Source organism: Halolamina salina (assembly GCF_054653455.1).
This window is the reverse complement of sequence record NZ_BAAIGE010000002.1, coordinates 695,648-720,681: the sequence shown is the minus strand read 5'-3', so window position 1 is coordinate 720,681 and position 25,034 is coordinate 695,648. Positions and strand designations below refer to the sequence as shown.

At 69.2% G+C, this 25,034-nt stretch carries 28 protein-coding genes and 2 tRNA genes; 26 read left to right on the top strand and 4 right to left on the bottom strand.

Annotated elements, in window-relative coordinates:
* Positions 1-47 precede the first annotated feature (47 nt).
* A complete protein-coding gene (locus ACYQZ5_RS04335; protein WP_379732007.1) occupies positions 48-320 on the bottom strand; it encodes a DUF7976 family protein in 273 nt (90 codons plus the stop codon).
* Positions 310-1,353, bottom strand: a complete 1,044-nt coding sequence (locus ACYQZ5_RS04330) for an Mrp/NBP35 family ATP-binding protein (protein ID WP_379732008.1) — start codon at positions 1,351-1,353, stop codon at positions 310-312. The genes ACYQZ5_RS04335 and ACYQZ5_RS04330 overlap by 11 nt, the downstream gene beginning before the upstream one ends.
* Positions 1,354-1,522: 169 nt before the next feature.
* Here ACYQZ5_RS04330 and moaA point away from each other — a divergent pair, with 169 nt between their 5' ends.
* Entirely contained in the window at positions 1,523-2,551 is a 1,029-nt protein-coding gene (gene moaA, locus ACYQZ5_RS04325; RefSeq protein WP_379732009.1) for a GTP 3',8-cyclase MoaA, read from the top strand.
* A 9-nt stretch (positions 2,552-2,560) separates the two neighbouring features.
* Here the strand turns inward: moaA and ACYQZ5_RS04320 are convergent, their stop codons facing one another.
* Positions 2,561-4,093, bottom strand: a complete 1,533-nt coding sequence (locus ACYQZ5_RS04320) for a lipopolysaccharide biosynthesis protein (RefSeq protein WP_379818274.1) — start codon at positions 4,091-4,093, stop codon at positions 2,561-2,563.
* 103 nt (positions 4,094-4,196) lie between these two features.
* Here ACYQZ5_RS04320 and ACYQZ5_RS04315 point away from each other — a divergent pair, with 103 nt between their 5' ends.
* From ACYQZ5_RS04315 to rqcH, 24 genes are all read left to right on the top strand, one after another.
* The gene (locus ACYQZ5_RS04315; protein WP_379731568.1) at positions 4,197-4,451 is read left to right on the top strand and encodes a hypothetical protein; all 255 of its coding nucleotides are present in this window, start codon (positions 4,197-4,199) and stop codon (positions 4,449-4,451) included.
* On the top strand, positions 4,448-5,284 hold the full coding sequence (locus tag ACYQZ5_RS04310) for a beta-keto acid cleavage family enzyme (RefSeq protein ID WP_379731569.1): 837 nt from the start codon (positions 4,448-4,450) through the stop codon (positions 5,282-5,284). The genes ACYQZ5_RS04315 and ACYQZ5_RS04310 overlap by 4 nt, the downstream gene beginning before the upstream one ends.
* Positions 5,285-5,468: 184 nt before the next feature.
* A tRNA-Ser gene (locus ACYQZ5_RS04305) sits at positions 5,469-5,553 on the top strand.
* Positions 5,554-5,575: 22 nt separating this feature from the next.
* On the top strand, positions 5,576-6,088 hold the full coding sequence (locus ACYQZ5_RS04300; protein ID WP_379731570.1) for a 30S ribosomal protein S13: 513 nt from the start codon (positions 5,576-5,578) through the stop codon (positions 6,086-6,088).
* On the top strand, positions 6,085-6,615 hold the full coding sequence (locus ACYQZ5_RS04295; protein WP_379731571.1) for a 30S ribosomal protein S4: 531 nt from the start codon (positions 6,085-6,087) through the stop codon (positions 6,613-6,615). Before ACYQZ5_RS04300 ends, ACYQZ5_RS04295 begins: the two co-directional genes overlap by 4 nt.
* Positions 6,612-7,016 carry a 30S ribosomal protein S11 gene (locus tag ACYQZ5_RS04290; RefSeq protein WP_053948632.1) on the top strand — a complete coding sequence of 135 codons (405 nt, stop codon included), beginning with the start codon at positions 6,612-6,614 and terminating at the stop codon, positions 7,014-7,016. The genes ACYQZ5_RS04295 and ACYQZ5_RS04290 overlap by 4 nt, the downstream gene beginning before the upstream one ends.
* Positions 7,017-7,019: 3 nt before the next feature.
* Positions 7,020-7,781, top strand: coding sequence for a DNA-directed RNA polymerase subunit D (locus ACYQZ5_RS04285; RefSeq protein WP_379731572.1), 762 nt, complete (start codon positions 7,020-7,022; stop codon positions 7,779-7,781).
* Between the two features lie 117 nt (positions 7,782-7,898).
* Positions 7,899-7,983 (top strand) — tRNA-Leu (locus ACYQZ5_RS04280).
* Positions 7,984-8,025: 42 nt separating this feature from the next.
* Positions 8,026-8,382 (top strand): 50S ribosomal protein L18e, encoded by a 357-nt coding sequence (locus tag ACYQZ5_RS04275; protein ID WP_053948630.1) that lies wholly within the window; start codon positions 8,026-8,028, stop codon positions 8,380-8,382.
* Positions 8,379-8,816 (top strand): 50S ribosomal protein L13, encoded by a 438-nt coding sequence (locus ACYQZ5_RS04270; RefSeq protein ID WP_379731573.1) that lies wholly within the window; start codon positions 8,379-8,381, stop codon positions 8,814-8,816. Before ACYQZ5_RS04275 ends, ACYQZ5_RS04270 begins: the two co-directional genes overlap by 4 nt.
* The gene (locus tag ACYQZ5_RS04265) at positions 8,810-9,208 is read left to right on the top strand and encodes a 30S ribosomal protein S9 (RefSeq protein ID WP_379731574.1); all 399 of its coding nucleotides are present in this window, start codon (positions 8,810-8,812) and stop codon (positions 9,206-9,208) included. Before ACYQZ5_RS04270 ends, ACYQZ5_RS04265 begins: the two co-directional genes overlap by 7 nt.
* Before the next feature lie 12 nt (positions 9,209-9,220).
* Positions 9,221-9,415 (top strand): DNA-directed RNA polymerase subunit N, encoded by a 195-nt coding sequence (locus ACYQZ5_RS04260; protein ID WP_053948627.1) that lies wholly within the window; start codon positions 9,221-9,223, stop codon positions 9,413-9,415.
* Complete coding sequence (locus ACYQZ5_RS04255) at positions 9,412-9,588, top strand: DNA-directed RNA polymerase subunit K (RefSeq protein WP_053948626.1); 177 nt, start codon at positions 9,412-9,414, stop codon at positions 9,586-9,588. The genes ACYQZ5_RS04260 and ACYQZ5_RS04255 overlap by 4 nt, the downstream gene beginning before the upstream one ends.
* Complete coding sequence (gene eno, locus ACYQZ5_RS04250; protein WP_459845286.1) at positions 9,585-10,784, top strand: phosphopyruvate hydratase; 1,200 nt, start codon at positions 9,585-9,587, stop codon at positions 10,782-10,784. The genes ACYQZ5_RS04255 and eno overlap by 4 nt, the downstream gene beginning before the upstream one ends.
* Positions 10,781-11,539, top strand: coding sequence for a 30S ribosomal protein S2 (gene rpsB / locus ACYQZ5_RS04245; RefSeq protein WP_379732654.1), 759 nt, complete (start codon positions 10,781-10,783; stop codon positions 11,537-11,539). Before eno ends, rpsB begins: the two co-directional genes overlap by 4 nt.
* A 586-nt stretch (positions 11,540-12,125) precedes the next feature.
* On the top strand, positions 12,126-12,503 hold the full coding sequence (locus ACYQZ5_RS04240) for a cupin domain-containing protein (protein ID WP_379733127.1): 378 nt from the start codon (positions 12,126-12,128) through the stop codon (positions 12,501-12,503).
* 41 nt (positions 12,504-12,544) lie between these two features.
* Entirely contained in the window at positions 12,545-13,558 is a 1,014-nt protein-coding gene (mvk, locus tag ACYQZ5_RS04235) for a mevalonate kinase (protein ID WP_379818211.1), read from the top strand.
* Positions 13,555-14,313 carry an isopentenyl phosphate kinase gene (locus ACYQZ5_RS04230; protein WP_379818210.1) on the top strand — a complete coding sequence of 253 codons (759 nt, stop codon included), beginning with the start codon at positions 13,555-13,557 and terminating at the stop codon, positions 14,311-14,313. Before mvk ends, ACYQZ5_RS04230 begins: the two co-directional genes overlap by 4 nt.
* Positions 14,314-14,354: 41 nt before the next feature.
* Positions 14,355-14,942, top strand: a complete 588-nt coding sequence (locus tag ACYQZ5_RS04225) for a thymidine kinase (protein ID WP_379732850.1) — start codon at positions 14,355-14,357, stop codon at positions 14,940-14,942.
* 25 nt (positions 14,943-14,967) lie between these two features.
* Positions 14,968-15,567, top strand: coding sequence for a YIP1 family protein (locus ACYQZ5_RS04220; protein WP_379818208.1), 600 nt, complete (start codon positions 14,968-14,970; stop codon positions 15,565-15,567).
* A gap of 72 nt (positions 15,568-15,639) precedes the next feature.
* A complete protein-coding gene (locus ACYQZ5_RS04215; RefSeq protein ID WP_459845282.1) occupies positions 15,640-17,799 on the top strand; it encodes a DHH family phosphoesterase in 2,160 nt (719 codons plus the stop codon).
* 691 nt (positions 17,800-18,490) lie between these two features.
* Positions 18,491-20,170, top strand: a complete 1,680-nt coding sequence (locus ACYQZ5_RS04210) for a tRNA uridine(34) 5-carboxymethylaminomethyl modification radical SAM/GNAT enzyme Elp3 (protein WP_379731746.1) — start codon at positions 18,491-18,493, stop codon at positions 20,168-20,170.
* Positions 20,171-20,209: 39 nt separating this feature from the next.
* Complete coding sequence (locus tag ACYQZ5_RS04205) at positions 20,210-20,638, top strand: SHOCT domain-containing protein (RefSeq protein ID WP_379731745.1); 429 nt, start codon at positions 20,210-20,212, stop codon at positions 20,636-20,638.
* 88 nt (positions 20,639-20,726) lie between these two features.
* Positions 20,727-22,871, top strand: a complete 2,145-nt coding sequence (gene rqcH, locus ACYQZ5_RS04200; RefSeq protein ID WP_379731744.1) for a ribosome rescue protein RqcH — start codon at positions 20,727-20,729, stop codon at positions 22,869-22,871.
* Between the two features lie 6 nt (positions 22,872-22,877).
* Here the strand turns inward: rqcH and ACYQZ5_RS04195 are convergent, their stop codons facing one another.
* A complete protein-coding gene (locus ACYQZ5_RS04195) occupies positions 22,878-23,570 on the bottom strand; it encodes a 6-hydroxymethylpterin diphosphokinase MptE-like protein (RefSeq protein ID WP_379818893.1) in 693 nt (230 codons plus the stop codon).
* Positions 23,571-23,774: 204 nt separating this feature from the next.
* Here ACYQZ5_RS04195 and ACYQZ5_RS04190 point away from each other — a divergent pair, with 204 nt between their 5' ends.
* On the top strand, positions 23,775-25,028 hold the full coding sequence (locus tag ACYQZ5_RS04190) for a hypothetical protein (RefSeq protein ID WP_459845279.1): 1,254 nt from the start codon (positions 23,775-23,777) through the stop codon (positions 25,026-25,028).
* Positions 25,029-25,034 lie beyond the last annotated feature (6 nt).

The window sequence follows — 25,034 nt, the reverse complement described above, 5'->3', positions numbered from 1 at the left end:
AAGACGCCATTTTCCAGCCCAAAATCGACCGCGTCCGGAGAGATCCCCTACTCGTCCGGGTCCAGACCGCCCTGCTCCTTGACCTCCAGGATGTGCCGCATGTTCATGTAGATCTCCGGGATCGAGGTCTCCTCGCCCTCCTTGTACAGGTCCGACACGCGGTAGAGGAACGCCCCGATCTGGGACGCCTCCGAGGAGTCGTCGCGGGCGCGGATCTCGTCGGCGACCTCCCGCAGCGCCTCGCGCTTCTCGGCGTTCTCGGGGAACGTCGCGTCGCCCTCCGGCGCCATCGCCCAGTCCGTCTCCTCGTCACCAGCCATGCTGCTGGACGCTCTGCCGGCGGATCACGCCGACGTTGTTGGCGACGTTCTCGGTCAGCACGCGGAACGCGTCGGCGGTCTCGCCCTCCCGGAGCACGACCGGCTTCCCCTCGTCGCCGCCCTGTCGGATCTCGGGGTCGATGGGGATGCCGCCGAGGAACGGCAGGTCGTTTTCGTCGGCCAGCGTCCGCCCGCCGCCCTCGCCGAAGATCTCGTGCTCGTTGCCGCAGTCCGGACAGCGGAACGAGGCCATGTTCTCCGCGATCCCGAGCACCGGCGTCTCGTGCTTGCCGAACATCCGCAGCCCCTTGCGGGCGTCGTCGACCGCCACGTCCTGGGGCGTCGTGACGACGACCGCGCCCGTCAGCGGCAGCGTCTGGAGGATCGTCAGTTGGGTGTCGCCCGTCCCCGGCGGGAGGTCGAGCACCATGTAGTCGAGTTCGCCCCACTCCACGTCCTCGACCAGCTGGGTCAGGAGCTTGTGGACCATGGGGCCTCGCCAGATCACGGGGTCGTCCTCGCCGGAGAGGAAGGCCATCGACATCAGCTTCACCCCGAACTTCTCGGGCGGGATGATGGTGTCCTCGTCGGTGGCTCGCGGCGCCTCGTCGGCGTCGAGCATCCGGGGCACGTTCGGCCCGTAGACGTCGGCGTCGAACAGGCCAACTTCGGCGCCCAGCTTCGAGAGGCCGGCGGCGATGTTGACCGCCATCGTCGACTTGCCGACCCCGCCCTTCCCGGAGGCGACGGCGATGATGTTCTTCACGCCCGGTAGCACCTGATCCTCCCCCTGCTGATCGTCGGGGATGTTCGCCGAGAGCTCGACCTCCAGCCCGGCGTCCTGCAGTTTCTCCCGGACCTCGGCCGCGATCGCCGACTCGTGGGGGGCGTAGGGCGCCCCGAGCGCGAGCGATACCTTCGCGGTTCCCTCTTCGACTTCGATGGCGTTGACCAGTCCAAGCGACACCAGATCGTCGCCGAGGGAGGGGTCCTCGACCTCCGCGAGCAGGTCGCGTACGGCGGCTTCGTCCATAGCTGAAGGTGGCGCGTTCGGCTAATGAGGGTTTTGAAGCCGGCTCCCGGCGCGAGGTCGATTTCGTACCCCTCGACGCCGCCGCCGACGGGGTAGCGAAACCGCAATCAGTTACGTTTTCGGTGTCACCACCCGGAGGCTTAAGCCCGTCCGGACGAACCGTAAGCCAATGCCGCTCTCGGACGAGTTCGGCCGCGAGGTGACGGGGGTCCGGGTCTCCCTCACCGACCGGTGTAACTTCGACTGCGTCTACTGTCACAACGAGGGGCTGGGGGACACGCGCGGGCCGATGGAGCCCGGCGACGACGAGATGGACACCGACGACGTGGTGCGCTTTCTCGACGTGGTCTCGGAGTACGGCGTCGACTCGGTGAAGCTCACCGGCGGCGAGCCGATGCTCCGACAGGACTTAGAGGAGATCATCCGCCGCGCGCCCGACGAGATGGAGGTGTCGATGACGACCAACGGCACCTTCCTCCCGGGCCGCGCCGAGGACCTGAAGGAGGCCGGGCTGGACCGCGTGAACGTCTCGCAGGACGCGCTCGACCCCGACGAGTTCGCCGAGATCACCAAGTCCGGCGCCTACGAGAAGGTGATGGAGGGGGTGCAGGCCGCCGTCGACGCCGACCTCGCGCCGGTGAAGCTCAACATGGTCGTGTTCGAGCACACCGCCGGCTACGTCGAGGGGATGGTCGAACACGTCGCCGAGAACGAGGGGCTTCAGCTCCAGCTGATCGAGTACATGCCCGAGCTCACGGGCCGCCCGGAGTGGAACATCGAGATCGACCGCGTCCACGACTGGCTCGAGGATATCGCCGAGCACGTCGAACACCGCGAGATGCACGACCGGAAGCGCTACTTCGTCAACCCCGACACCGCCGAGTCGGTCGCCGCTGCCCCCCAGCCCTCCGAACTCGACGAGTTCCAGGGCGGGATGGTCGAGATCGTCGACCCCGTCGAGAACGCCGACTTCTGTGCCAACTGCGGCCGGGTCCGGGTGACCCACGAGGGGTACCTGAAGGGCTGTCTCAACCGCAACGACGACCTGCAGTCGATGGGCGAGATGAGCCGCGAGGAGATCCGCGAGACGTTCGAGGCCGTCGTCGCCGACCGCGTCCCCTACTACGGCGAGTACCTCGTCGAGAACGACCGCGGCGAGTACGAGATCAACGAGAAGTACATCTCCGCCGCGGACTGAGCCGCCGCCTCACCGACCCGGCAGCAGCTCACCGTACCGCTCGAACAGCGTCGACGCCAGCCGGCGCTCGACGGGGGTGAACCCCAGCAGCTTGAGCGTCGCCGCGAACACGCCCAGTCCGACCAGCGTTCCGCCCACGGCACCGACGACGCCGGGCGCGACCGCACGGGCAGCGAGGCCGACGCCGGCGTAGGGAACGGCGGCCACCAGCGGGAAGCCGTGTCGCTTCGTGAACGGCTGAAGCCCCTCGAGGCGGTAGAGCACGAGCACCTCGATCCCGTTGTTGAGCGTGAGCATCAGGAGGTACGTCCAGACGACGCCCGCGAGGCCGAACCGGCGGGTGAGCGGGATGGCGACGACCGCGAGCACGGTCGTGATCGCGACGTTGGTCACCAACAGCGCACGCTGGTGGTCGGTCATCCGCAGCAGGATCCCCACGCTGCCCGCGGCGCAGGCGGCGACTTGTGCGAGCACGAACAGCGTCAGCAGGGGCGCGTACGCCGTGAACGTCGGGCCGAACGCCGCCATCACCGTCTCGCGGTAGATCACCACCGGCACCGCGGCGGCGACGACGCCGACGAGCACGAGCCGGCTGGTGACGTGGTAGAGCCGGGACAGCGCCTCCTCGTGGCCCTGCTCGTTGAGCGCGGCCGCGACCGGCGGGATGAACTGGTTGATCGCCATCAGCGGCAGGCGGACTAACTGGGAGACCAGCACGCCGACGGAGAACACGCCGCCGGCGACGCCCGTGAGGAAGACGGCGATGAGGGGGTAGAAGCCGAGTCGCTGGGTCGTCGTCGCGATCCCGCCGAGGAACAGCGGGATCGTGTAGTCGAGGTAGCGCCGGCGGAGCGCCGGGAGGTCGGGGCCGCGCAGGCGCGGGCGGAACCCGCGTGCGCGAACGACCCAGAGTGCGGCGCCGACGCCGGTGAGTCCCATCACCGCCAGCACGCCCCCGGCGACGAACAGGATGTCGCCGAGGACGAACGCGCCGACGACGCCGACGACCAACTGCGCGGCGGGGAACGCCAACCGGAGCGTGAGGTTCAGCGGCGCGACCGCCTCGATTCCCCGGAGCACCTCGGTCACGGTAAAGAGCCAGACGCTCGCGGGCATCCCGAGCGCGAACACCCGCAGTAGCGTCCCGAACTGCTCGCTCTGCCCGGCCATCGCCGTGAGCCGCGGCGCCGCGAGAAAGAGGCCGGCACCGAACGCGGTCGACACGCCCAACAGCAGCAGCGACGCGAACGTCGCCAGCGCGTTCCGCTCCTCCTGATCGGCGGTCGGGAGGAAGCGACTCAGCCCGCTGCGGAAGCCGAGTACGATCCGGGAGAGGAACCGCTGGATGCGCCGGGCCAGCGCGAACAGGCCGTACGGCGCGGCGCCCAGCCCGTTCGTGAGCGCGGCGGTGAAGGCGACGGTAAGCCCGCGCTGGAGCAGGATGCTCGGCACCGAGACGGCGGCGCCGTGGGCGACCCGCTCCAGCGCGTCGTCGAGCCGACGAGTCACGTCGTCGGCGTCGGCTGACTCGTCGGTGGACACGCTGCCGGCTACCCGGAACGCTCGAAAAAGTCCGGCGGTCCGTCGGAGCCGTGTGGTGTGCCACCGAAGGTAGCTTGATGGGGCGGCGGCGCCACGTTCGGGTATGTCCGACAGCTGTGAGTTCCTCGAACGGCGGCGCGCCGGCGACGACGCCGAGTTCGACGGCGAGCGGCCGTACTGCACCGCCGTCGACGCGTTCGTCCAGCCGATGCGGGCCGACGTCTGCGCGAAGCGCTACGGGCTGGACCCCGAGACCGACTGCGAGTTCTACCGCGAGGCGAAGGGACTCGGCTCGATCACCGGGTTCGAGGGAGCGAACGGCGAAAGCGAGTCGGGGACGGAGGAGGCCGGCTCGTGAGCTACGACGACTACCGCGACGGGAAGCCGCTGATCGTCACCGCCGCGCTCACCGGCGGGGTCCACGGGAAGGAGGCCAACCCGAACGTCCCCGAGACGCCCGCCGAGGTGGCCGAGGCGGCGGCCGCCGCGGAGGCGGCGGGGGCGAGCATCCTCCACCTCCACGCCCGCGAGGACTCCGGGGAACGAGCGTTCTCGACCGAGCGGTTTCAGGAGTTGACTGAGGCGGTCCGGGACGCGACCGACGACGTGGTGATCCAGCACTCCACCGGCGGGACGGCGGCGCCCGACGCGCTCCGGGCCGAGCCGCTGCGGACCGACCCCGCGCCCGACATGGCGTCGCTGGACATGGGGCCGCTGAATCGCTACCAGCACCTCACCAGCGAGAACACCCGGGCGCTCGTCGACGCGCTCCACGAGGAGATGCAGGCCCGCGGGATCAAGCCCGAACTGGAGGTGTTCAACGGCGGCCACCTCAACGAGTCGCTGCGGATCTGGGACGACCTCGACGAGCCGCCGTACGTGAACCTCGTGTTCGGCGGCGGGACGACGACGATTCCCAACCCCCGTAATCTGCTCAACATGGTCGAGAACGTGCCCGACGGCGCGGAGTTCAACGTACTCGCCTTCGGTCCCCACCAGCTCCCGCTGACGACGATGGGGATCCTGCTGGGCGGTCACGTCCGGGTTGGGCTGGAAGACAACCTCTACTACCGGAAGGGTCAGCAGGCCGAGAGCAACGCACAGTTGGTCGAGCGGACGGTCCGGATCGCCGAGGAACTGGGTCGGCCCGTAGCGTCGACGGCGGAGGCGCGGGAGATTCTCGATCTGTAGCCGGCGGCGCGTGACAGCCGCGTCGGGCGATCGGCCCGCCGCCGTCGGCGGTGTTTCCGTCTCACACACCCACCCCCGTTCCGTGATGTTTAAGTGTGTACTCCCGGAAGCGATGGGTGTAGTGAACTGTAGGGGCGCGGCGTCCCGAGTCCGAGGAATCGGGCGACGATAGAAGACAACGCGGGTTGCGGTAGCCTAGCCTGGCCCAAGGCGCAGGGTTGCTAACTCTGTGGCGCACAGCCTCCGGGGTTCAAATCCCCGCCGCAACGCTCGCACCGACACCAACCAGATATGAGTGCAGAAGAACCAGCGGACGGCGAGGCGGAGGGGGACGAGGACCTCCAGTACTTCGTCCGGATCGGGCAGACCGACCTGGACGGGACCAAATCCGTCGAGCGGTCCCTCAGCGAACTCAAAGGCATCGGCAAGCGCATGGCGCGCATCGTCGCCGACGAGGCCGACGTAGATCGGCAGGCGACGTTCGGGCGCCTCGAGGACGACGAGATCGACAGCGTCGTCGAGGTCGTCGAGAATCTCGGCGACTACGTCCCCGAGTGGATGGCCAACCGGCAGAAGGACTTCTTCTCCGGCGAGACCACCCACGAGACCGGGGGCGACCTCGAGGAGTCCCGGCGCCACGACATCAACCGCATGAAGATGATCAGCTCCTACAAGGGCGTCCGCCACGAGCGCGGGCAGAAGGTCCGCGGACAGCGGACCAAGTCCACGGGTCGAACCGAGGGGACCATCGGGGTCAACATCGAGGAGATCCGCGAGGAGATGGAGGAGGATGAGGCAGAATGACGACAGGTAACGCCACCAAACGCTACGAGACGCCGAACCACCCGTTCCAGGGCGAGCGTATCGCCGAGGAGGCCGGACTGGTCGACCGCTACGGGCTCGAGAGCAAGGAAGAGCTCTGGCGCGCACAGTCGCGCCTGCGTGACTTCCGCCGCGAGGCCCGACGGCTGCTCGGCGCCGCACAGGGCGACGTCGAGGCCGCGAACGAGCAGGGCGACGAGTTCGTCGCTCGGCTCCGGAAGATCGGCATCCTCAACGAGAACGACGACATCACCGAGGTGCTGGGCCTCGACGAGACCGACGTGCTGGAGCGCCGTCTCCAGACCGTCGTCTACCGGCAGGGGCTGGCGTCGACGCCCCAGCAGGCTCGGCAGTTCCTCGTCCACGGCCACGTCACCGTCGACGGCGCTCGGGTCACCGAGCCCTCGAAGTTCGTGACCGTCGCGGAGGAGGACACCATCGAGTTCGACGAGAACTCCGTTCTCGCGGACGAACTCCACCCCGCACGCGCGGAGGGTCAAGACGAATGAGCCAGAGCGAGTCCACAGCCGACGACGACGAGAAGTGGGGCATCGCACACGTGTTCGCGTCGTTCAACAACACGCTGATCACGGTGACCGACGCCACCGGTGCGGAGACGGTCGCGAAGTCCTCCGGTGGGACGGTCGTGAAGCAGAACCGCGACGAGGCGTCGCCGTACGCGGCCATGCAGATGGCCGAGGCGGTCGTCGACGACGTGAAGGCCGCCGGCATCGGCGGCGTCCACGTCCGTGTTCGCGGTCCGGGCGGTAACGACACCAAGTCCCCGGGGCCGGGCGCGCAGGCGACGATCCGAGCGCTCGCCCGCGCGGGCCTGGAGATCGGCCGCATCGAGGACGTGACCCCGCTTCCCCACGACGGGACGCGCGCACCCAAGAAGAACCGACTGTAACACATGGCAGACGAATTCGACGTCGAGTACATCCGAGGCGACGATCGCGAGGCGCGGATCCTCGTGCGCGGTCTCACCCCGGCCTTTGCCAACGGGCTTCGCCGGGCGATGATCGCGGACGTGCCCACGCTGAGCATCGACACGCTCCACGTCGTGGAGAACTCCTCGGTGATGTTCGACGAGATGATCGGGCTCCGACTCGGGCTCGTCCCGCTGACGACGCCCGACGACTTCGAGTACGGTGACACCGTCACCCTCGCGCTCGACGTCGAGGGGCCGGGCACGGCGTACTCCGGGGACATCGAGTCCTCGGACCCCGACGTCCAGCCCGCCGACGAGGACATCCCGATCATCCAGCTCAACGAGAACCCCGGCGGCGAGAACCAGCGCATCGAGCTGGAGGCCGAGGCCGTCCTCGACGACGGCAAGAGCCACGCCAAGCAGTCGGGAGGCGTCGCGGTCGGCTACCGCCACCTGCGGAAGGTGTCGGTCGTCGGCGACCGCGGCGAGTTCGACGAGGAAGAGACCAACATCCTCCGCGGGGTCATCGAGACCGAGGAGGGTGAGCTGGTCCCCACCGACGAGTTCGATCACGACCTGACCGAGCGCTACCCCGGAAAGGAACTCGAAGTCGAGGACGTGCCCGGGGCCTTCGTCTTCCACGTGGAGACGGACGGCTCGATGACGGTCGAAGAACTGGTGCTCCGCGGGATCGAGTCGATCGAGTCACGCGCGGACGAACTGCAAGAGAAAGTCGCAGTCTGATGTTCCAAAGTCCACGCCACCCCGACGCCAGCCCCCGATCCGGGAGCCGCGGCGCCGGCGCGGCGTGGGTGCGGACCGAAACCGCTTTCAAGGGACATCGAGTACACGAGAGTGCAGGCAGGGATAGCCAAGTCAGGCCAACGGCGCAGCGTTCAGGGCGCTGTCCTGTAGAGGTCCGCAGGTTCAAATCCTGCTCCCTGCACTCTCAGTTTTCCGGAGGCAACTCCACTTCAGAGGTCAATCCATGAGTAGCAACAAGACGAACCCGAGACTAGGGAGCCTCATCGCCGAGCTCAAGTCGGTCTCCCGCGACGTCGGTGCCAACGTGTGGGCCGACGTCGCCGAACGACTTGAGAAGCCGCGCCGCACGCACGCAGAGGTCAACCTGGGCCGCATCGAGCGGTACGCCCAGGAAGACGAGACCGTCGTCGTGCCCGGCAAGGTGCTCGGTAGCGGTGTGCTCCAGAAAGACGTTACCGTCGCCGCGGTCGAGTTCTCCGGCACCGCCCGGAAGAAGATCGACCAGGTCGGCGAGGCAGTACAGCTCGAACAGGAACTCGAAAACAACCCCGAAGGCAGCAACGTGCGGGTGATTCGATGAGCGTCGCCGAGTGGGAGGCCGACCTCGTCGTCGACGCCCGCGACTGCATCATGGGCCGCGTCGCCAGCGAGGTCGCCCAGCGCGCCCTCGACGGCGACCGCGTCGCCGTGATCAACGCCGAGCAGGCGGTGATCACCGGCAACGAGGAGGCCACGATGGACACCTACCGCACGCGAGCGAATCTGGGCTCGGACTCGGGACCGTACTACCCCAAGCGTCCGGACCGCATCTTCAAGCGCTCGGTGCGCGGGATGCTGCCGTACAAGCAGGACCGCGGCCGCGAGGCCTTCGAGAGTATCCGCATCTACGTGGGCAACCCCCACGACCGCGACGGCGAGGTGCTCGAGGGCACCTCGCTCGACCGGCTCTCGAACATCAAGTTCACCACGCTCGGTGAGATCTCCGAGACCCTCGGCGCCAACAAGACATGGTAACGAACACGTCCGGCAAGAAGAAGACGGCCGTCGCCCGCGCCACCGTAAGCGAGGGCGAGGGTCGCGTTCGCATCAACTCCCAGCCCGTCGAGCTGGTCGAACCGGAGCTCTCGCGGCTCAAGATGCTGGAGCCGTTCCGCATCGCCGGCGACGACCTCCGCTCGGAGGTCGACATCGACGTGTCGGTCTCCGGCGGCGGCTTCGCGGGGCAGGCCGACGCGGCCCGCACCGCGATCGCCCGCGGACTCGTCCAGCACCTGCAGGACGCCGAACTCCGCGACGCCTACATGGAGTTCGACCGCTCGCTGCTGGTGAACGACTCCCGGCAGTCCGAACCGAAGAAGTGGGGCGGGCCCGGCGCGCGTGCCCGTTACCAGAAGTCCTACCGCTGAGGTGATCAAACCATGATGATACCCGTCCGGTGTTTCTCGTGTGGCAAGGTCATCGGGGAACACTGGGAGGAGTTCGAGGAACGAGCGCGTGACGGCGACGAGGACCCCGCGGCGGTGCTCGACGACCTCGGCGTCGATCGGCACTGCTGCCGGCGCATGATGGTCAGCCACCGCGACCTGGTGGACGTCGTCTCCCCCTACCAATGAGCACGGAGTTCAATCGGTACGAGAAGGCCCGCATCATCGGCGCCCGAGCGCTGCAGCTATCGTACGGCGCGCCGGTGCTCGTGGAGACCGATCGCACCGAGCCGTACCTCATCGCGGCACAGGAGTACGACGCCGGCGTCCTGCCGTTCACGGTACGACGGGAGGGCAAATGACGCGCATCAGCGGCGTCTCGCTCCGGCGCGTGCTCGACTCCCGTGGCAACGCCACGGTCGAGGCCGACGTGCTGACGCGATCGGGCGGCTTCGGCCGCGCGACAGCCCCCTCCGGGGCCAGCACCGGCGAGCACGAGGCCGTCGAGCTCCCGCCCGGCGAGGCGATCGCCGCGGCCCGGAAGCACGCGGTCCCCCGACTCGTGGAGGAGGTCCACGCGGGGAACCAGCGCGAGGTCGACGCCGCGCTGCGCGGCGCCGACGGCACCGAGGACTTCTCGGAGATCGGCGCCAACAGCGCGGTCGCCATCTCGATGGCGGCCGCCAAGGCCGGCGCCGACGTGCTCGGGGCGCCGCTGTACCAGCATCTCGGCGGCACGTTCCGGGGGGGAAACTTCCCGGTGCCGCTGGGCAACGTCGTGGGCGGCGGCGAGCACGCCGCCGACGCGACCCACATCCAGGAGTTCCTCGCGGCGCCGGTCGGGGCACCCTCCGTCGCGGAGGCGGCCTTCGCCAACGCCGCGGTCCACGAGACCGTGGGCGAACTCCTCACCGAGCGCGGCATCCCCGCCGCGAAAGGCGACGAGGGCGCCTGGGCGCCGTCGATCGACGACAGCGAGGCGTTCGAGATCGTCGCGACGGCCTGCGAGCAGGTCGCCGAGGACGTCGGCTTCGAGATCGAGTTCGGTCTCGACATCGCGGCCTCGGAGCTCTGGGACGGCGACGCCTACCAGTACGGCAACGTCTCTCGGAGTCCCTCGGGGCAGATCGACTACGTGGCCGAACTGGTCGACGAGTACGACCTCGCGTACGTCGAGGACCCCTTAGAGGAGAACGACTTCGAGGGGTTCGCCGAACTCACCGACCGAGTCGGTGAGGAGACGCTCGTCTGTGGCGACGACCTGTTCGTCACCAACACCGAGCGACTCCAGCAGGGTATCGAGCGGGGCGCGGGCAACAGCATCCTGATCAAGCCGAACCAGATCGGGACGCTCTCGCTGGCGGTCGACGCCATCGAGACCGCGACCCGCAACGGGTTCACGCCCGTGATCTCCCACCGTTCGGGGGAGACCGAAGACACGACGATCGCACACCTCGCCGTCGCGACCGGCGCGCCGTTCATCAAGACGGGCACCGTCGGGGGCGAGCGAACCGCCAAACTCAACGAACTCATCCGCATCGCGGAGGACGCTGTATGAGCGAAAGCGAGAACGACGACACAGAACCCGCCGAGGAAGAAGTGGCCGACGAGGTCGCCGACTCCGACGCGGCGGCAGAGCCCGCCTCGGACGACGAGGCAGAGACAGAGCAGGCCGACGAGGCCGAGGAAGAGGAGTCCCGGTTCGACGAGAACGTCATGCCGGACGAGGAGGAAGCAGACCTCCTCATCCCGGTCGAGGACTACCTCTCCGCTGGGGTCCACATCGGGACCCAGCAGAAGACGAAGGACATGGAGCGGTTCATCCACCGCGTCCGGGACGACGGTCTCTACGTGCTCGACGTGAGCCAGACCGACGGCCGCATCCGGACCGCGGCGGAGTTCCTCTCCAACTACGACCCCGAGCAGGTGCTCGTCACCTCCTCGCGGCAGTACGGTCGGTTCCCGGCGGAGAAGTTCGCGGACGCCATCGGCGCCCGCGCCCGCACGGGCCGGTTCATCCCGGGCACGCTGACCAACCCGAAGTACGACGGCTACATCGAGCCGGACGTCGTGGTCGTCACGGACCCGATCGGCGACGCGCAGGCGGTGAAGGAGGCCATCACGGTCGGCATCCCCGTCATCGCCATGTGTGACTCGAACAACGCCGTCTCGAACGTCGACCTGGTCATCCCGACCAACAACAAGGGTCGGCGCGCGCTGTCGGTGGTCTACTGGCTGCTGGCCAACGAGACGCTGGACCGCCGCGGCGCCGAGCCCAGCTACGCCCTCGAAGACTTCGAGGCCGGGCTGTAGGCCCGTCGAGATCCTTTCTGCGTCCAGTTCTGTGGCGGGTAGCGGCGGCGCTGTGTCGTCTGACGTGGTTTCACTTCGGTTTCGTGAAGCGGACTCGTTTTCGTAGGTAGCATCGTGATTCCGCTCGACGACAACCGCGCCAGTGGCTCGATCGCTGGCAACTGAGACAGCGACAGCAACAGCAACTCGATCGTTGGCAACTTGCGACCGCAGAGTGCCGGACACAGGGTCCGGCACAGCACCGATTCCCCACCCCTCCCCCCGCCGGCGCCGACCGTCGGCGCCGGCGAGGCGTCCACCGCCACCGCACCGCGGCCGCGGTGGCGCGCGACGTGAGCGCGTCCCTGCGCGAACGAGCGCGCGAGGGACGAGTGAGCGGAGCGAACGAGTCGGCTGGGGAGGTATGAGGGCTGTGCGGGGCGGTGCGGTTACAAGTGGTCTAGCCTCGAGTTGCTGCCAGCGTTGTGGTTGCTGTCTCGGTTGCCAACGATAGAGCTGCTGTCGCTGTCAGCCATCAATAACGCTCAGGATGCTCTCTCCACTACTCTGACGACGGGCTTTTCCTGACTCTCACCCAGATGCAGCCATGGGCTACCGAACCGTGCGAACGCAGGACGTGGAGCCGACTCCCGATCGACCGTGCGAACTCCGGCGGCTGACCGAGGCCGCTGGACTCGAACAGGTCGCGCTCAACCGCTACAGCGTCGAGCCGGGCGAGGAGATTCCGCTGGCGTACCACTACCACGACGAGCAGGAGGAGGCGTTCTACGTGATCTCGGGGACGATCGAGGTGGAGACCCCCGAGGGGACGTTCGAAGTCGGCGACGACGAACTGTTCGCGGCCGATCCCGAGAGTCCCCACCGGGCGTACTGTCCCGAGGACGCCGAGGGAACCGCGGAGGTGCTGGCCGTCGGCGCGCCGCAGGTCGACGGCGACGTGCACGCCTACGAGCCCAACGAGTAGCAGTCGGAACGACTGTAACGATCGAGAGCGAGCGTTCGGACATGACGACTTCGAGCGCCCCCGGCAAGGTGTACCTGTTCGGGGAGCACGCCGTGGTGTACGGCGAGCCCGCGGTGCCCTGTGCGATCGAGCGCCGGGCGCGGGTCAGCGTCGAGCCACGCGACGACCACCGCGTCCGCGTCGAGGCCGACGAGCTCACCCTCGACGGCTTCACCGTGGAGTGGGGCGGCGAGACCGACGAGCAGCCCGACGTGGACGTGCCCTCGACCCTCGTCGAGGCCGCGACGGGGTACGTCGACGAGGCGCTGGGGCAGGCCCGCGACGCGCTCGACGACCCCGAGGCGGGGTTCGACGTGACCATCGAGAGCGACATCCCGCTGGGCGGCGGGCTGGGCTCCTCGGCGGCGGTCGTCGTCGCCGCCATCGACGCCGCGGTGCGCTCCCGCGGAGAGTCGATCGATCCCGAGGAACTGGCCGACCGCGCCTATCAGGCCGAATCGACCGTGCAGGGCGGGGAAGCCTCCCGCGCGGACACCTACTGCTCGGCGATGGGCGGGGCGGTCCGCGTCGAGGGCGACGACACCCGACCGATCGAGGCGCCGGAACTCCCGCTGGTGATCGGCTACGACGGCGGCGCGGGCGATACGGGCGAACTGGTGGCGGGCGTTCGGGCGCTCAAGGAGGAGTACGAGTTCGCCGCCGACACCGTCGAGACGATCGGCGACCTCACCCGCGAGGGTGAGCAGCTACTGGCCGAGGCCGACCCCGGCGAGGAACCCAGCCCCGTGTTGCTCGACGAACTCGGCGACCTGATGGACTTCAACCACGGGCTGCTGTCGGCGCTGGGCGTCTCCTCGCGCTCGCTGGATCGGATGGTCTGGTCCGCCCGCGAGGCGGAGGCGGAAGGCGCGAAGCTAACGGGTGCGGGCGGCGGCGGCTGTATCGTCGCCCTCGATCGGACGCAAGCGACCCGGCGAGCGCTGGAGTACTCGCCGGGCTGTGAGCAGGCGTTCCGCGCCGAGCTCGCGACCGAGGGGGTGCGTGCGGAGGAATGAACCCGACGATCCTCAAGCTCGGCGGCTCGGTGATCACCGAGAAGGACCGCGCGGAGACGCTGGACGGCGCGGCGCTCGACGCGGCGGCCGACGCCGTCGCCGAGGCGATGGAGGGCGGCGACGTGTCCGAACTGGTGCTGGTCCACGGCGGCGGGAGCTTCGGCCACCATCACGCCAGTGAGGCGGGCGTCACCACGACCGACGGGAGCGGCGACGCCGCCGACGCGATCGCTATCCACGGCGCGATGAAGACGCTCAATCAGTTCGTGCTCTCCCGACTCCACGAGCGCGGCGTGCCCGCGCTCCCGGTCCACCCGCTCTCCGCGGGCGCCCGGGACGCCGACGGCGACCTCGACCTCCCGATGAACCAAGCAGCAACGATGCTGAACGAGGGGTTCGTCCCCGTCCTCCACGGCGACGTGATCGCGACGGCGGGTGAGGGCGTAACGGTGCTTTCCGGCGACGAGATCGTCACCACCGCCGCGGAACACCTCTCGGCGGACCGCGTCGGCCTCTGTTCGACGGTGCCGGGCGTGCTCGACGGGAACGACGAGGTGATCCCCGAGATCACCGCGTTCGAGGACGCCGCCGACGCGCTCGGCGGGAGCGACGCCGACGCCGACGTGACCGGCGGGATGGCCGCGAAAGTGCGGCAACTGCTCGATCTCGGCGCGCCGGCGTCGGTGTTCGGCCCCGAGAGCATCGGGGCGTTCCTCGCGGGCGAGCAGCCGGGGACGACGATCCGCGGGCGGTAGCGTTCGGCAGCCCTTTACCCCTCCCTACCCCCCGTCCCAGTATGCACGAGATCACCGGGAGCGGCTTCGTCGAGGTGATCACCGGATCGATGTTCTCGGGGAAGACCGAGGAGCTGCTCCGGCGTCTGCGCCGCGCGGAGATCGCCGGACAGGACGTGGCGGCGTTCACCCCGGCCATCGACGATCGGTACGGCGAAACCACGATCGGCTCCCACGAGGGGCGTCAGTGGGACGCACGGGTCATCGACAACGTCGGCGACGGCGTCTGGGAGCTTCAGGAGTACCTCAACGGCGAGGAGGTGGTGGCGATCGACGAGGCGAACTTCTTCGATCGCGACCTCGTCAACGTCTGTAACGTGCTCGCCAACGACGGCCGGCGGGTGATCGTCTCCGGCACCGACATCACGTTCCGGGGCGAGCCGTTCACGCCGCTGCCGGAGCTGATGGCGATCGCGGAGTACGTCGACAAGCTACAGGCGATCTGTACCGTCTGCGGCGAGCCGGCGACCCGGAACCAGCGACTGGTCGACGGGGAGCCCGCCCACGTCGACGACGAGACGATCGTCGTCGGCGCCGAGGAGTCCTACGAGGCACGGTGTCGGAACTGCCACACGCTCAGGACCGACTGAGAATGTCCGAGACGGGGGCGTACCGATGACCCAGTGGATCGCCGACCCGGAGGGCGGCCGCGACCGCGGCCCGCGGGCGCTCGCTCGCGCGTGGGCGGAGGTGCTCGTCCGCCCGCGGCGGTTCTTCCGGAACGGGGTCGCGCCCGCGGATCAGGCGCCGGGACTGGTCTTCGGCGTGCTCGTGGCGCTGGGCGCCGTCGCCGGCCGGCTGGCGACGGGCGACATGCCGACCTTCGAGACCGGCGGCGTTGCACCACCGTTCGGACTCGGGAGCGGGCTGGGCGCGGTGCTGGTGCTGTTGGGCGTCGGCCTGTTTCTCGCCCCGGCGGCGTTTCACCTCTCGGCGGCGATCGAGACGGTGGGGCTGTCGCTGCTGGCGCCGGACCGCGGCGGCGTGAGCGAGACGGTACAGGTGATCGCGTACGCGACCGCGCCCTGCCTGCTGACCGCCGTGCCGTGGGCGCCGCTGCGGGTCGTCTGCTGTCTGTACGGGGCAGTGCTGCTCGTCGTCGGCACCGCAGTCCGCCACCACACGTCGATCCCGCGGGCGGCGGTCGCAGCGGCGCTGCCGGCGGTCGTCCTGTTCGGCTACGGCTACGGCGGATTCGCGGCCGCGGGCCTCTGAGCCGGGGTCGTTCCGGCCGATCGCGGTTGGTTTCGACAACGCCTTTAGGGCGGACCGAGTTTGTCCTCACAAATGGGCAACTGTATCATCTGTGGCGCCGATACCGAGGGCCACATCTGCCAGTCACACGAAGAGGACGTCGTTTTCGAGTTCCGGGGCAACAGCCCGGACCAGCTCGTCGAGAACCGCTTCTACCGCGGCGTCGTCGACGGCTACGCCGACTTCGGCGTGTTCGTCGACCTCTCGTCGAACGTCACAGGGCTGCTCCACCGCTCCGAACTCGACGGCCGCCTCGAGAGCCTCGACTGGGAGGCCGGCGACACCGTCTTCGTGCAGGTCAAGAACGTTCGCGACAACGGCAACGTCGATCTGACCTCCTCGATCCGGCAGGCCGACCGCGAGTTCCGCGGGACGCTGATCCAGGACGGGACCGAGGAGCTGCTCCCCGAGGACGAGGAAGAGGAGGTCGAAGAGGGAAACGGGCGTGAGCGGGACGTAGAAGCGACGACCGAGGAGGACGAGGAGTCCGCCTCGGCCGAGACCGACGGCAGCGGCGCCGAGGCCGCGGCGGGGACCGCCGACGAGACGGCGGCGGAGCCTGCCGAGTCCGAGCCCGCCGAGGCCGAATCTGCGGAGAGCGAGCCCGTCGATGCCGATCCGGCGGAGGCTGACACCGAGGAGACGCCCGCGGGCGCCGAGCCGGAGGAGCCGACCCGCCGCGACATCGGCGAACTCTCCGACCGCGTCGGCGAGGAGGTCCGCATCGAGGGCGAGGTCGTCAGCGCCCGACAGACCGGCGGCCCAACCGTGTTCGAACTCCGCGACGAGACCGGCGTGGTCGACTGCGCGGCGTTCGTCGAGGCCGGCGTGCGCGCCTACCCCGAGATCGAGGTGGGCGACATCGTCCGACTCGACGGCGAGGTCGAGATCCGCCGCGAGGAGCTGCAGGTCGAGACCGAGGCGCTGGTCGCGCTGGAGGGCGAGGAGCGCGAGGCCGTCGAGCGACGGCTCGCCGAGGCGCTGACCGAGCGCGCCCGCCCGGACGAGGCGACGCTTGTGGCCGACGACGACACGCTCGCGGCGGCCGGCGAGAGCCTGCTCGACGCCGCCGAGGCGATCCGCCGCGCGGTGTTCGAGTCCCGACCGATCGTGGTCCGGCACGCCGCGACCGCCGACGGCTACGTCGCCGGCGTGGCGCTCGAACGCGCCATCCTCCCGATGGTGCGCGAGGAGCACGCCGAGAGCGACGCCGAGTACCACTACGTGAACCGGCGTCCGCTGGAGGAGTCGGTGTACGAGATGAACGACGCGACGAACGACGTGACCAGCATGCTGCAGGACCGCGACCGGCACGACGAGAAGCTGCCGCTCGTGGTGCTGGCCGGCACCGCCTCCACCGTCGAGAGCGAGGACGGGCTGGAGATGCTGGGGATCTACGGCGCCAAGCGCGTCGTCGTCGACGCCGCGCCGGCGGACCCGGAGATCGCCGACACGTCGGACGTGCTGGTCAACCCCGACGCCGACGGGCTCTCGACGGGCGCGCTGGCGTCGTCGCTCGCGACGACGGTCTCCCCCGAGGTGCGCGAGGAGATCGCCCACCTGCCGGCAGTCAGCTACTGGGAGGACACGCCCGACTCCTACCTCGACGCCGCCCGCGAGGCCGGCTTCGACGAGGAGGCGGTGACGGAGCTGCGGGAGGCGATCGCGCTGGAGGCGTTCTACCAGTCCTACGACGAGAAGCGCGAACTGGTCGGCGACCTGCTGTTCGGCGAGAGCCCCGAGGCCGTCGCCGCCGGCGCGCCCGAGGACGCCGCCGAGAGCGAGACGCTGGCGGGTCACATCGCGACCCAGTTCCGCGAGAAGATGGACACGGAAGTCGAGACCGCCGAGGCCAACATCGAGCGCAGCGAGAGCGGTGGCGTCGAGGTCGCGGTGCTCGACACCGAGGAGTACACCCACAAGTACGACTTCCCGCCGAGTTCGCTGCTGCTTGACGAGCTCCACCGCCGCGGCGACGCGGCCGTGACGATCGGCGTCGCGATGGACGAACTCTGGGTCCGCGCGGACACGGACGTGGACCTGCGAGAAGTGGCTCGTGAAGCGGCCTCGAACGCGCCGAACGCCGGAATCAGCGCTGCGGGCCTGCGCGAGGGTCGGATCGAGTTCCTCTCCGGTGCTCGTGAAGAGGTCGAGATCGCGGTCGTCGGGGCGGTCGTCGAGCAGTTCGACTGATTCTCGGTTCGCTGCGTTTTCTCGGGTTTCTTCGGTTCGCGTCGATGGCTCGTCTTCATTACCGACTACTGTAACAGCAACAGCATCTCGTTCGTAGACCACTTGTGGCCGCAGGGCGCCGGACACGAGGTCCGGCGCAGCCCCGAGTCCCCACCCCTCCCCCGCGCGCCGGCGACGATTGCCGGCGCGCGGCGTCCACCGCCACCGCACCGCGGCCGCGGTAGCGCGTGACGTGAGCGCGTCCCTGCGCGAACGAGCGCGCGAGGGACGAGGGAGCGAAGCGAACGAATCGGCTGGGGAGGAACCGAGGTGGGAAAACTCGCCGAAGGCGAGGCAAACCGCCTCGAAGCGAGCGGCGAACGGAGTGAGACGCGAGCGGTGAGGGCTGTGCGGGGCGGTTGCGGTCACAAGTGGCCCTGCTCACTCCGCGGTCGTGTTCGCGGATACGGTAGTCATCGCCGATCGATCAACTCAATCGCTGGCTCGCGGTTCGCTGACGCTCACCGCTCGCGTAACGAGGAAGTTTGCCGTTCAGTCGTTTCACTTCCTCACGTTTACCTCCCTCACTGGCTCACGGCTCACTCCGTTCGCCGTTCGCATAACGAGACAGTTTACCGTCGCTCGTTCCACTCGCGACGTTTCCCTGTCTCGCTCGCAACCCTTAACCCCGAAAACCACCCACCACACACCAATGAGCACGGACGCCGCGGACACCGAAAACGGCGACCCCCCCGCCTTCGTCGACGCCTGCGAGGAGCTCTGCCGCCGGATCATCGAGGAGGGCCTCGAACGCGACGACCTCGAGGCCGCAAAGCGCGAGGTCTGCAGCGAGACGGGCGCCCCCAAGGTCCCCACCAACGGCGATATCCTCAGCTACGCCCCAGACGAGTGGCGCGAGGAGGTGAAGTCCGTCGTCCGGCGCAAGCCCGTCAGGACCGCCTCGGGCGTCTCGCCCATCGCGATCATGACCTCGCCGCATCTCTGCCCGCACGGGAAGTGTCTCTACTGCCCCGGCGGGCCGGCCTCGGAGTTCTCCTCGGCGCAGTCCTACACCGGCCACGAGCCCGCGGCGGCCCGCGGCGAGCAGAACGACTACGATCCCTACGGCCAGGTCACGCTCCGCCTAGAACAACTCCGCTCGATCGGCCACCCCGTCGACAAGGCCGAACTCATCCTGATGGGCGGCACGATGACCGCCCGCAGCCACGACTACCAGGAGTGGTTCGTCAAGCGCGCGCTGCAGGCGATGAACGAGTACGACCTCGACTCCGATCCCGACCCCAGTCAGACCGAAAGCTTCGCCGAACCCCCCGAGGAGCAGGAGTTCGAGTACCTCGAGGACGTGATCGCCCGGAACGAGACGGGCGACATCCGCGTGACGGGGATCACCTTCGAAACCAAGCCCGACTGGTGTGACCCCGAGCAGATCGACCGCATGCTCGATCTCGGCGGCACGAAGGTCGAGGTCGGCGTCCAGACCACCTACGAGCGCATCAACCGCGAGATGCACCGCGGCCACGGCACGCAGGCCTCCATCGACGCCAACCGCCGGCTGCGGGACTCGGCGTTCAAGGTCGGCTTCCACATGATGCCGGGCCAGCCCGGGATGAGCCAAGAGATGTGCCGCGAGGACTTCCGACAGCTGTTCGACTCCCCCGAGTGGCGGCCGGACTACCTCAAGATCTACCCGACGCTGGTCGTCGAGGGCACCCGCGTCTACGACATGTGGAAGCGCGAGGACTTCGAGCCGCTGGACAACGAGACCGCCGCCGACGTCGTCGCCGACGCGATGAACGAGATCCCGAAGTACTGCCGGCTCCAGCGCGTCCAGCGGGACATCCCCGCGGACTTCATCGAGGGCGGCGTCTGGAAGTCGAACCTCCGCCAACTCGCCCAGCAGCGCGCCGAGGAGAAGGGGTACGACATCCGGGACATCCGCGCCCGTGAGGTCGGGCACAACGACGCCGACCCCGATCCCGCGGAGATCACGCTGGACACGATGGAGTACGAGGCCGGCGGCGGCACCGAGCGGTTCATCTCCTTCGAGGACCCCGTGCGGGACCTGCTGATCGGCTTCTGCCGGCTGCGGTTCCCGAACGACCCCGTCCGTCGAGAACTGCAGGACGCCGCGCTCGTCCGCGAACTGCACGTCTACGGCTCCGAAGCGACGTTCGACGGGAGCGGCGACGACGACGGGCAGGAGTGGCAGCACCGCGGTTACGGGAAGCGGCTCGTCCGCGAGGCCGAGAAGCAGGCCCGCGAGGCCGGCTTCGGGAAGCTGAGCATCATCTCGGGCATCGGCGTCCGGGAGTACTACCGCGAGAAGCTTGGCTACCACCAGGACGGCCCGTACGTCTCGAAGCGGCTCTGAACGGGAGTGTTTTTGTCAGCGTCGCCCAATGCCCCGCGTATGAGCGACGCAGGCGGGGACGGGCAGGACTCCGTGGGCCAGCGGCTCCGGGAGAACGCCACGGGCATCGTGAGCACGCTCGTCACCGCGATCTGGTTGGGCGCGCTGTTCACCGATCAGGGCTGGTGGCTGGCGGCGATGCTCGTCGGCTACGTCGCGGTCGTGCCGATCACCGCGATGCTGTTCGATGACGACGACGAGGAGGAGTGGCTGGACGAAGCCATCGACGACCGGGTATCGAACCGATCGAGCGACGAGAACGACGAGACGCCGCTCGAAACCCTGCGCCGGCGCTACGCGGAGGGGGAGCTGAGCGAGGCGCAGTTCGAGCGCAAGCTCGACCAACTGCTCGGAACCGAGACGATGGAGGACGCCGAGGAGTACGCCCGCCGGGAGCGCCGCGACCGGGAGACCGAACGCGAGCGGTAGTCGCTGCCTCGGCCGGCGCCGCGAGCACTCCCTCGTAGCGTGGGTCCCGAACGGAACGCCCTTCCCGGTCGCCCGAGAAATCCGGCGCATGGAGCCGAAACGCGAACTGTCGAGCGTCGACCTCGCGGCGCTCGCGACCGAGCTCTCCCGCTACGAGGGAGCCAAGCTCGACAAGGCGTATCTCTACGACGAGGACATGCTGCGGCTGAAGCTCCGGGACTTCGACCGCGGGCGGGTGGAGCTGCTGATCGAGGTGGGCGAGAACAAGCAGGCCCACGTCGCCGACCCCGAGCGCGTGCCCGACGCGCCCGGGCGCCCGCCGGAGTTCGCGATGATGCTGCGCAACCGGATCGAGAGCGCCGACCTCGTCTCCGTTTCCCAGTACGAGTTCGACCGCATCCTCGTCTTCGAGTTCGAGCGCCCCGACCAGAACACCACGCTCGTCGTCGAGCTGTTCGGCGACGGCAACGTCGCCGTCCTCGATGGCAACGGCGAGGTCGTGCGCTCGCTGGAGACGGTGCGGCTCAAGTCCCGCACCGTCGCGCCGGGCAGCCCCTACGAGTTCCCACAGTCCCGGCTCAATCCGCTCGAAGTCGACTACGACACGCTCGAGGCCCGGATGGAGCAGTCCGACACCGACGTGGTGCGGACGGTCGCGACCCAACTCAATCTCGGCGGCTTCTGGGGCGAGGAGCTCTGTCGCCGCGCTGGCGTCGAGAAGGCGATGGACATCGAAGAGGCGGGCGAGGAGGAGTACCGCGCGATCCACCGCGAGCTGACGGATCTCGCCGAGGCGCTCCGGGGCGGCCAGTTCGACCCCCGGGTGTACGTCGAACTCGACGAGGACGGCGAGGACGACGAGGACCGCCCGCTGACCGAGCGCGGCCGCGTCGTCGACGTAAGCCCCGTGGTGCTGGAGGAGCGATCCGACCTCCACAGTCAGGCGTTCGACTCGTTCAACCCCGCCCTCGAGGAGTACTTCTACCGACTCAAGGAGCAGGCCCAGCGCGAAGAGGAGGGCGGCGGCCGCGAGCGCCCCGACTTCGAGGCCGAGATCGAGAAGGAGAAACGCATCATCGAACAGCAGGAGCAGGCCATCGAGGGGTTCGAGGAGGAGGCCGAAGCGCTCCGGCGGAAAGCCGAGATCTGCTACGCGCGCTACGACCTGATCGACGAGGTGCTGTCGACGATCCAGCAGGCCCGCGAGCAGGACCGCCCGTGGGACGAGATCGAGGAGACGCTGGCGGAGGGCGCCGAGCAGGGCATCCCCGCCGCCGAGGCGGTCGTCGACGTCGACGGCTCCGAGGGGACGGTCACCGTCGAGGTGGACGACGAACGGATCACCCTCGACGCGACGACGGGCGTCGAGAAGAACGCCGATCGCCTCTATCAGGAAGCCAAGCGCGTCGAGGGGAAGAAGGAGGGCGCCCGCGAGGCGATCGAGGACACCCGCGAGCGGCTCGAGGCCGTCAAGAAACGCCGCGAGGAGTGGGAGGAGGAGCCAGAGCCGGAGCCGGAACCCGACGAGGAGCGGGAAGATATCGACTGGCTCTCCCGGACGGAGATTCCGGTCCGCCAGCCCGAGCACTGGTACGAGGAGTTCCGGTGGTTCCACACCAGCGACGGCTACCTCGTGATCGGCGGGCGCAACGCCGACCAGAACGAGGCGCTGGTGAAGAAGTACCTGAACAAGCACGACCGCTTCTTCCACACGCAGGCCCACGGCGGCCCGGTGACGATTCTCAAGGCCAGCGGTCCCTCGGAGCCGTCCAGCCCCGTCGACTGGCCCGAGTCGAGTCTGGAGGAGGCCGCCCAGTTCGCGGTCGCGTACTCCTCGGTCTGGAAGGACGGCCGCGGCGCCGGCGACGCCTACATGGTCGAGCCGGATCAGGTGAGCAAGACGCCCGAGTCCGGCGAGTATCTGGAGAAGGGCGGCTTCGCGATTCGGGGCGAGCGGGAGTACTTCCGGGATATGCCCTCCCGAGTGAAAGTGGGCATCACCTGCGACGACGAGACGCGGGTGATCGGCGGCCCGCCGAGCGCGATCGAGCCGACGGCGGAGACGACGATTACGCTCGAACCCGGGAAGTTCGCCCAGAACGACGCCGCGGTGAAGTGCTACCGGGAGTTCAAGTCCCGCTTCGCCGACGAGTCGTTCGTCCGGAAGATCGCCAGCGCCGACCGGATCCAGGAGTTCCTGCCGCCGGGCGGGAGCGATCTGGTGGACGTGTAAACGACGCTATCGCCGACCTTCTACGGGAAGCCGCAACTCCTCCCGCCGCCCGTCGAGCACCACGAACCGCTCGCCGCGCCGCGTCTCGAGCCAGTAGAGCAGCCGCTCGGCCCAGTGCAGTTTCCTCGCTTTCAGCTCGCCCACGTCGGGGTCGTCGAACTGCCAGCCGACGAACCGGAGTTCGCCGGCGCCCAGCGCGTCCGCGAGGAACGCCGCGCGGTCGCCGTCGGTGAAGCCGCCGAAGTTCCGGACGTGAGCCGTCGGCGCGGCCTGTGTGGTCGGCAGCAGTCGCTCGTCGGCGAACGCCGGCACCCACTCTTCGAGCGCGTCGACGTTGTCGCCGTGGGCGTGGACCGCGACCGGGACGCCCTCCCGACTCGCGGCGGCGAGGTGTTCGGGCACGCCGTCGAGGTCAGTGACTGCGACGTCGACCTCGATCCCGGCGTCCCGGAGCGTCGCCGCAGCCGAGGAGGCGGCGATCACGCGGTCGGCCGCCGCAGCAGTCTCCGCCTCGCCGGCGAGGGTCGGGGCGGCGCCGGCGACGGCGACCGTTCGCCCCTCGAACGCGGGGAGGGCGTCGAGGTCGAACGGCTCGGTCAGCGCCGCCAGCCGGTCGCGGGCGCGCTCGTCGGCCGCGCGGCCGAAGCCGAAGTCGGCGAGGATCCGCTCGTAGACTGGCTCCCAGACGTGGAACTCCATACGGTGTAGCGGTCGCTGAGGGACGTGAATACTGCGGAGATGAATGGGCCGGCGTGGTACCGAAGTACCCCTACCCAGGTACCGTGCCGGCGTCCACCTGTGGTTTTCTGCGGCCCCGGTATAAGCTTTCTTGTCGGCTCCGGCGTGTGAGGCCGCCGGAGGCCACCCCGTAACCTTGATGCGCTGGCTGGCGCAGGATACCCCATGGATCTCTATCGCACCAGCGAGTCGGGCGTCGTCCCGGTGCAGCCGCTCGGTCCCGGCGAGACGGCCGGACTCGCCGGCGCGCTCCTCCGAGGCCCCGGCGGGACGCTCGGCGGCGACGACGTGCTGTTCGTGACGACGGCCGCGGGCGACGGCGCCGCGACGGCGCTGGCGCTCGACGCCGAGGGGTCGGCAGTGGTCGTCGGCGCCGTCGACGGGACGGTGGACAGCGACACGGTCACGGAGACGCTCCAGCGCGCCAGCACGGTCGCGGACCGCCCCTACGAGGCGTTGAACGAGCAGTACGACGGGGGGTCGCTCCGCGAGGCGCACGCGGAGTACTTCACCCAAGCCCCGCTCGACCCCGAGGCGTTCAACGAGGAGCAGCGCGTCCGGCTGCTCGGGACGGCGTTCGCCGACGAGGCGCTGGATCTGGCGACGTTCCTGAGCGACCGCGAGGTGGCGGTCGACGCGATCCGCGTCGAGGCGTTCGGCGCGCCGGAGAGCGAGGAGTTCCTCGTGCAGTTCGTCCCCGACGACGGGGAGCAGGCGGAGAGCACCGACAGCGCGGAGCAGTGGGTCGCCGGCACGAACGCGAGCGCCGAGACGGCCGCAGGCGGGGAACGCGAATCTGACAGTGGTGAGGACACCGCGGACGCGCCGAGCCACGAGTCGGCGCTCGCGGCGGACGATGGCGCCGACGGCGGTGCCGGAGCGGACGACGAAAGTGAATCGGAAGCCGGGAGCGGAGCGCACGATCGGGACAGGACGGCCGAGGACGGAACGGGAGACGAAGCGGGCGACGAGGCGGGCGAGGCCGAGAGCCTCGAACTCCCCGTGTTGCTCGACGCCGTCGCGGAGGGGATACAGGACCGCCTCGTCGGGACCTTCGACACCGACCCCGAGGATCTGGTCTCCGTCGAGCGCGGGAACGAACTGCTCGTCCGGCCCGACCACCCCGCCTACGCCGGCGGCGTGCTCCGCTACCGGATTCAGGTCGGCTCCGACGGCACCGTGGAGTTCGGGGTGAACATCTACGGCGGCAGCGAGGCCGAGAAGGAGCAGATGCGCGCGGTGGTCCGGGAGAACGAGGCCGGGATCGAGGAGGAACTGGAGTACGAGATCGCCGACGGCTACGACGGGTTCGCGGCGAGCCGGCAGTTCGCGACGCTCGATCAGGTCGCGGCCGCCGAGATCGTCGACGAGTTCGACCGACTCGTCCGCTTCTTCCACTCGCGCGTGATGCGGGCCTGACGCCGA

What these genes read in the sequence shown, in the direction of transcription:
- ACYQZ5_RS04335 (WP_379732007.1), bottom strand. Translation starts at nt 320, where the DNA reads ATGGCTGGTGACGAGGAGACGGACTGGGCGATGGCGCCGGAGGGCGAC.
- ACYQZ5_RS04330 (WP_379732008.1), bottom strand. Translation starts at nt 1,353, where the DNA reads ATGGACGAAGCCGCCGTACGCGACCTGCTCGCGGAGGTCGAGGACCCC.
- moaA (WP_379732009.1), top strand. Translation starts at nt 1,523, where the DNA reads ATGCCGCTCTCGGACGAGTTCGGCCGCGAGGTGACGGGGGTCCGGGTC.
- ACYQZ5_RS04315 (WP_379731568.1), top strand. Translation starts at nt 4,197, where the DNA reads ATGTCCGACAGCTGTGAGTTCCTCGAACGGCGGCGCGCCGGCGACGAC.
- ACYQZ5_RS04300 (WP_379731570.1), top strand. Translation starts at nt 5,576, where the DNA reads ATGAGTGCAGAAGAACCAGCGGACGGCGAGGCGGAGGGGGACGAGGAC.
- ACYQZ5_RS04295 (WP_379731571.1), top strand. Translation starts at nt 6,085, where the DNA reads ATGACGACAGGTAACGCCACCAAACGCTACGAGACGCCGAACCACCCG.
- ACYQZ5_RS04290 (WP_053948632.1), top strand. Translation starts at nt 6,612, where the DNA reads ATGAGCCAGAGCGAGTCCACAGCCGACGACGACGAGAAGTGGGGCATC.
- ACYQZ5_RS04285 (WP_379731572.1), top strand. Translation starts at nt 7,020, where the DNA reads ATGGCAGACGAATTCGACGTCGAGTACATCCGAGGCGACGATCGCGAG.
- ACYQZ5_RS04275 (WP_053948630.1), top strand. Translation starts at nt 8,026, where the DNA reads ATGAGTAGCAACAAGACGAACCCGAGACTAGGGAGCCTCATCGCCGAG.
- ACYQZ5_RS04270 (WP_379731573.1), top strand. Translation starts at nt 8,379, where the DNA reads ATGAGCGTCGCCGAGTGGGAGGCCGACCTCGTCGTCGACGCCCGCGAC.
- ACYQZ5_RS04265 (WP_379731574.1), top strand. Translation starts at nt 8,810, where the DNA reads ATGGTAACGAACACGTCCGGCAAGAAGAAGACGGCCGTCGCCCGCGCC.
- ACYQZ5_RS04260 (WP_053948627.1), top strand. Translation starts at nt 9,221, where the DNA reads ATGATGATACCCGTCCGGTGTTTCTCGTGTGGCAAGGTCATCGGGGAA.
- ACYQZ5_RS04255 (WP_053948626.1), top strand. Translation starts at nt 9,412, where the DNA reads ATGAGCACGGAGTTCAATCGGTACGAGAAGGCCCGCATCATCGGCGCC.
- eno (WP_459845286.1), top strand. Translation starts at nt 9,585, where the DNA reads ATGACGCGCATCAGCGGCGTCTCGCTCCGGCGCGTGCTCGACTCCCGT.
- rpsB (WP_379732654.1), top strand. Translation starts at nt 10,781, where the DNA reads ATGAGCGAAAGCGAGAACGACGACACAGAACCCGCCGAGGAAGAAGTG.
- ACYQZ5_RS04240 (WP_379733127.1), top strand. Translation starts at nt 12,126, where the DNA reads ATGGGCTACCGAACCGTGCGAACGCAGGACGTGGAGCCGACTCCCGAT.
- mvk (WP_379818211.1), top strand. Translation starts at nt 12,545, where the DNA reads ATGACGACTTCGAGCGCCCCCGGCAAGGTGTACCTGTTCGGGGAGCAC.
- ACYQZ5_RS04230 (WP_379818210.1), top strand. Translation starts at nt 13,555, where the DNA reads ATGAACCCGACGATCCTCAAGCTCGGCGGCTCGGTGATCACCGAGAAG.
- ACYQZ5_RS04225 (WP_379732850.1), top strand. Translation starts at nt 14,355, where the DNA reads ATGCACGAGATCACCGGGAGCGGCTTCGTCGAGGTGATCACCGGATCG.
- ACYQZ5_RS04220 (WP_379818208.1), top strand. Translation starts at nt 14,968, where the DNA reads ATGACCCAGTGGATCGCCGACCCGGAGGGCGGCCGCGACCGCGGCCCG.
- ACYQZ5_RS04215 (WP_459845282.1), top strand. Translation starts at nt 15,640, where the DNA reads ATGGGCAACTGTATCATCTGTGGCGCCGATACCGAGGGCCACATCTGC.
- ACYQZ5_RS04210 (WP_379731746.1), top strand. Translation starts at nt 18,491, where the DNA reads ATGAGCACGGACGCCGCGGACACCGAAAACGGCGACCCCCCCGCCTTC.
- ACYQZ5_RS04205 (WP_379731745.1), top strand. Translation starts at nt 20,210, where the DNA reads ATGAGCGACGCAGGCGGGGACGGGCAGGACTCCGTGGGCCAGCGGCTC.
- rqcH (WP_379731744.1), top strand. Translation starts at nt 20,727, where the DNA reads ATGGAGCCGAAACGCGAACTGTCGAGCGTCGACCTCGCGGCGCTCGCG.
- ACYQZ5_RS04195 (WP_379818893.1), bottom strand. Translation starts at nt 23,570, where the DNA reads ATGGAGTTCCACGTCTGGGAGCCAGTCTACGAGCGGATCCTCGCCGAC.
- ACYQZ5_RS04190 (WP_459845279.1), top strand. Translation starts at nt 23,775, where the DNA reads ATGGATCTCTATCGCACCAGCGAGTCGGGCGTCGTCCCGGTGCAGCCG.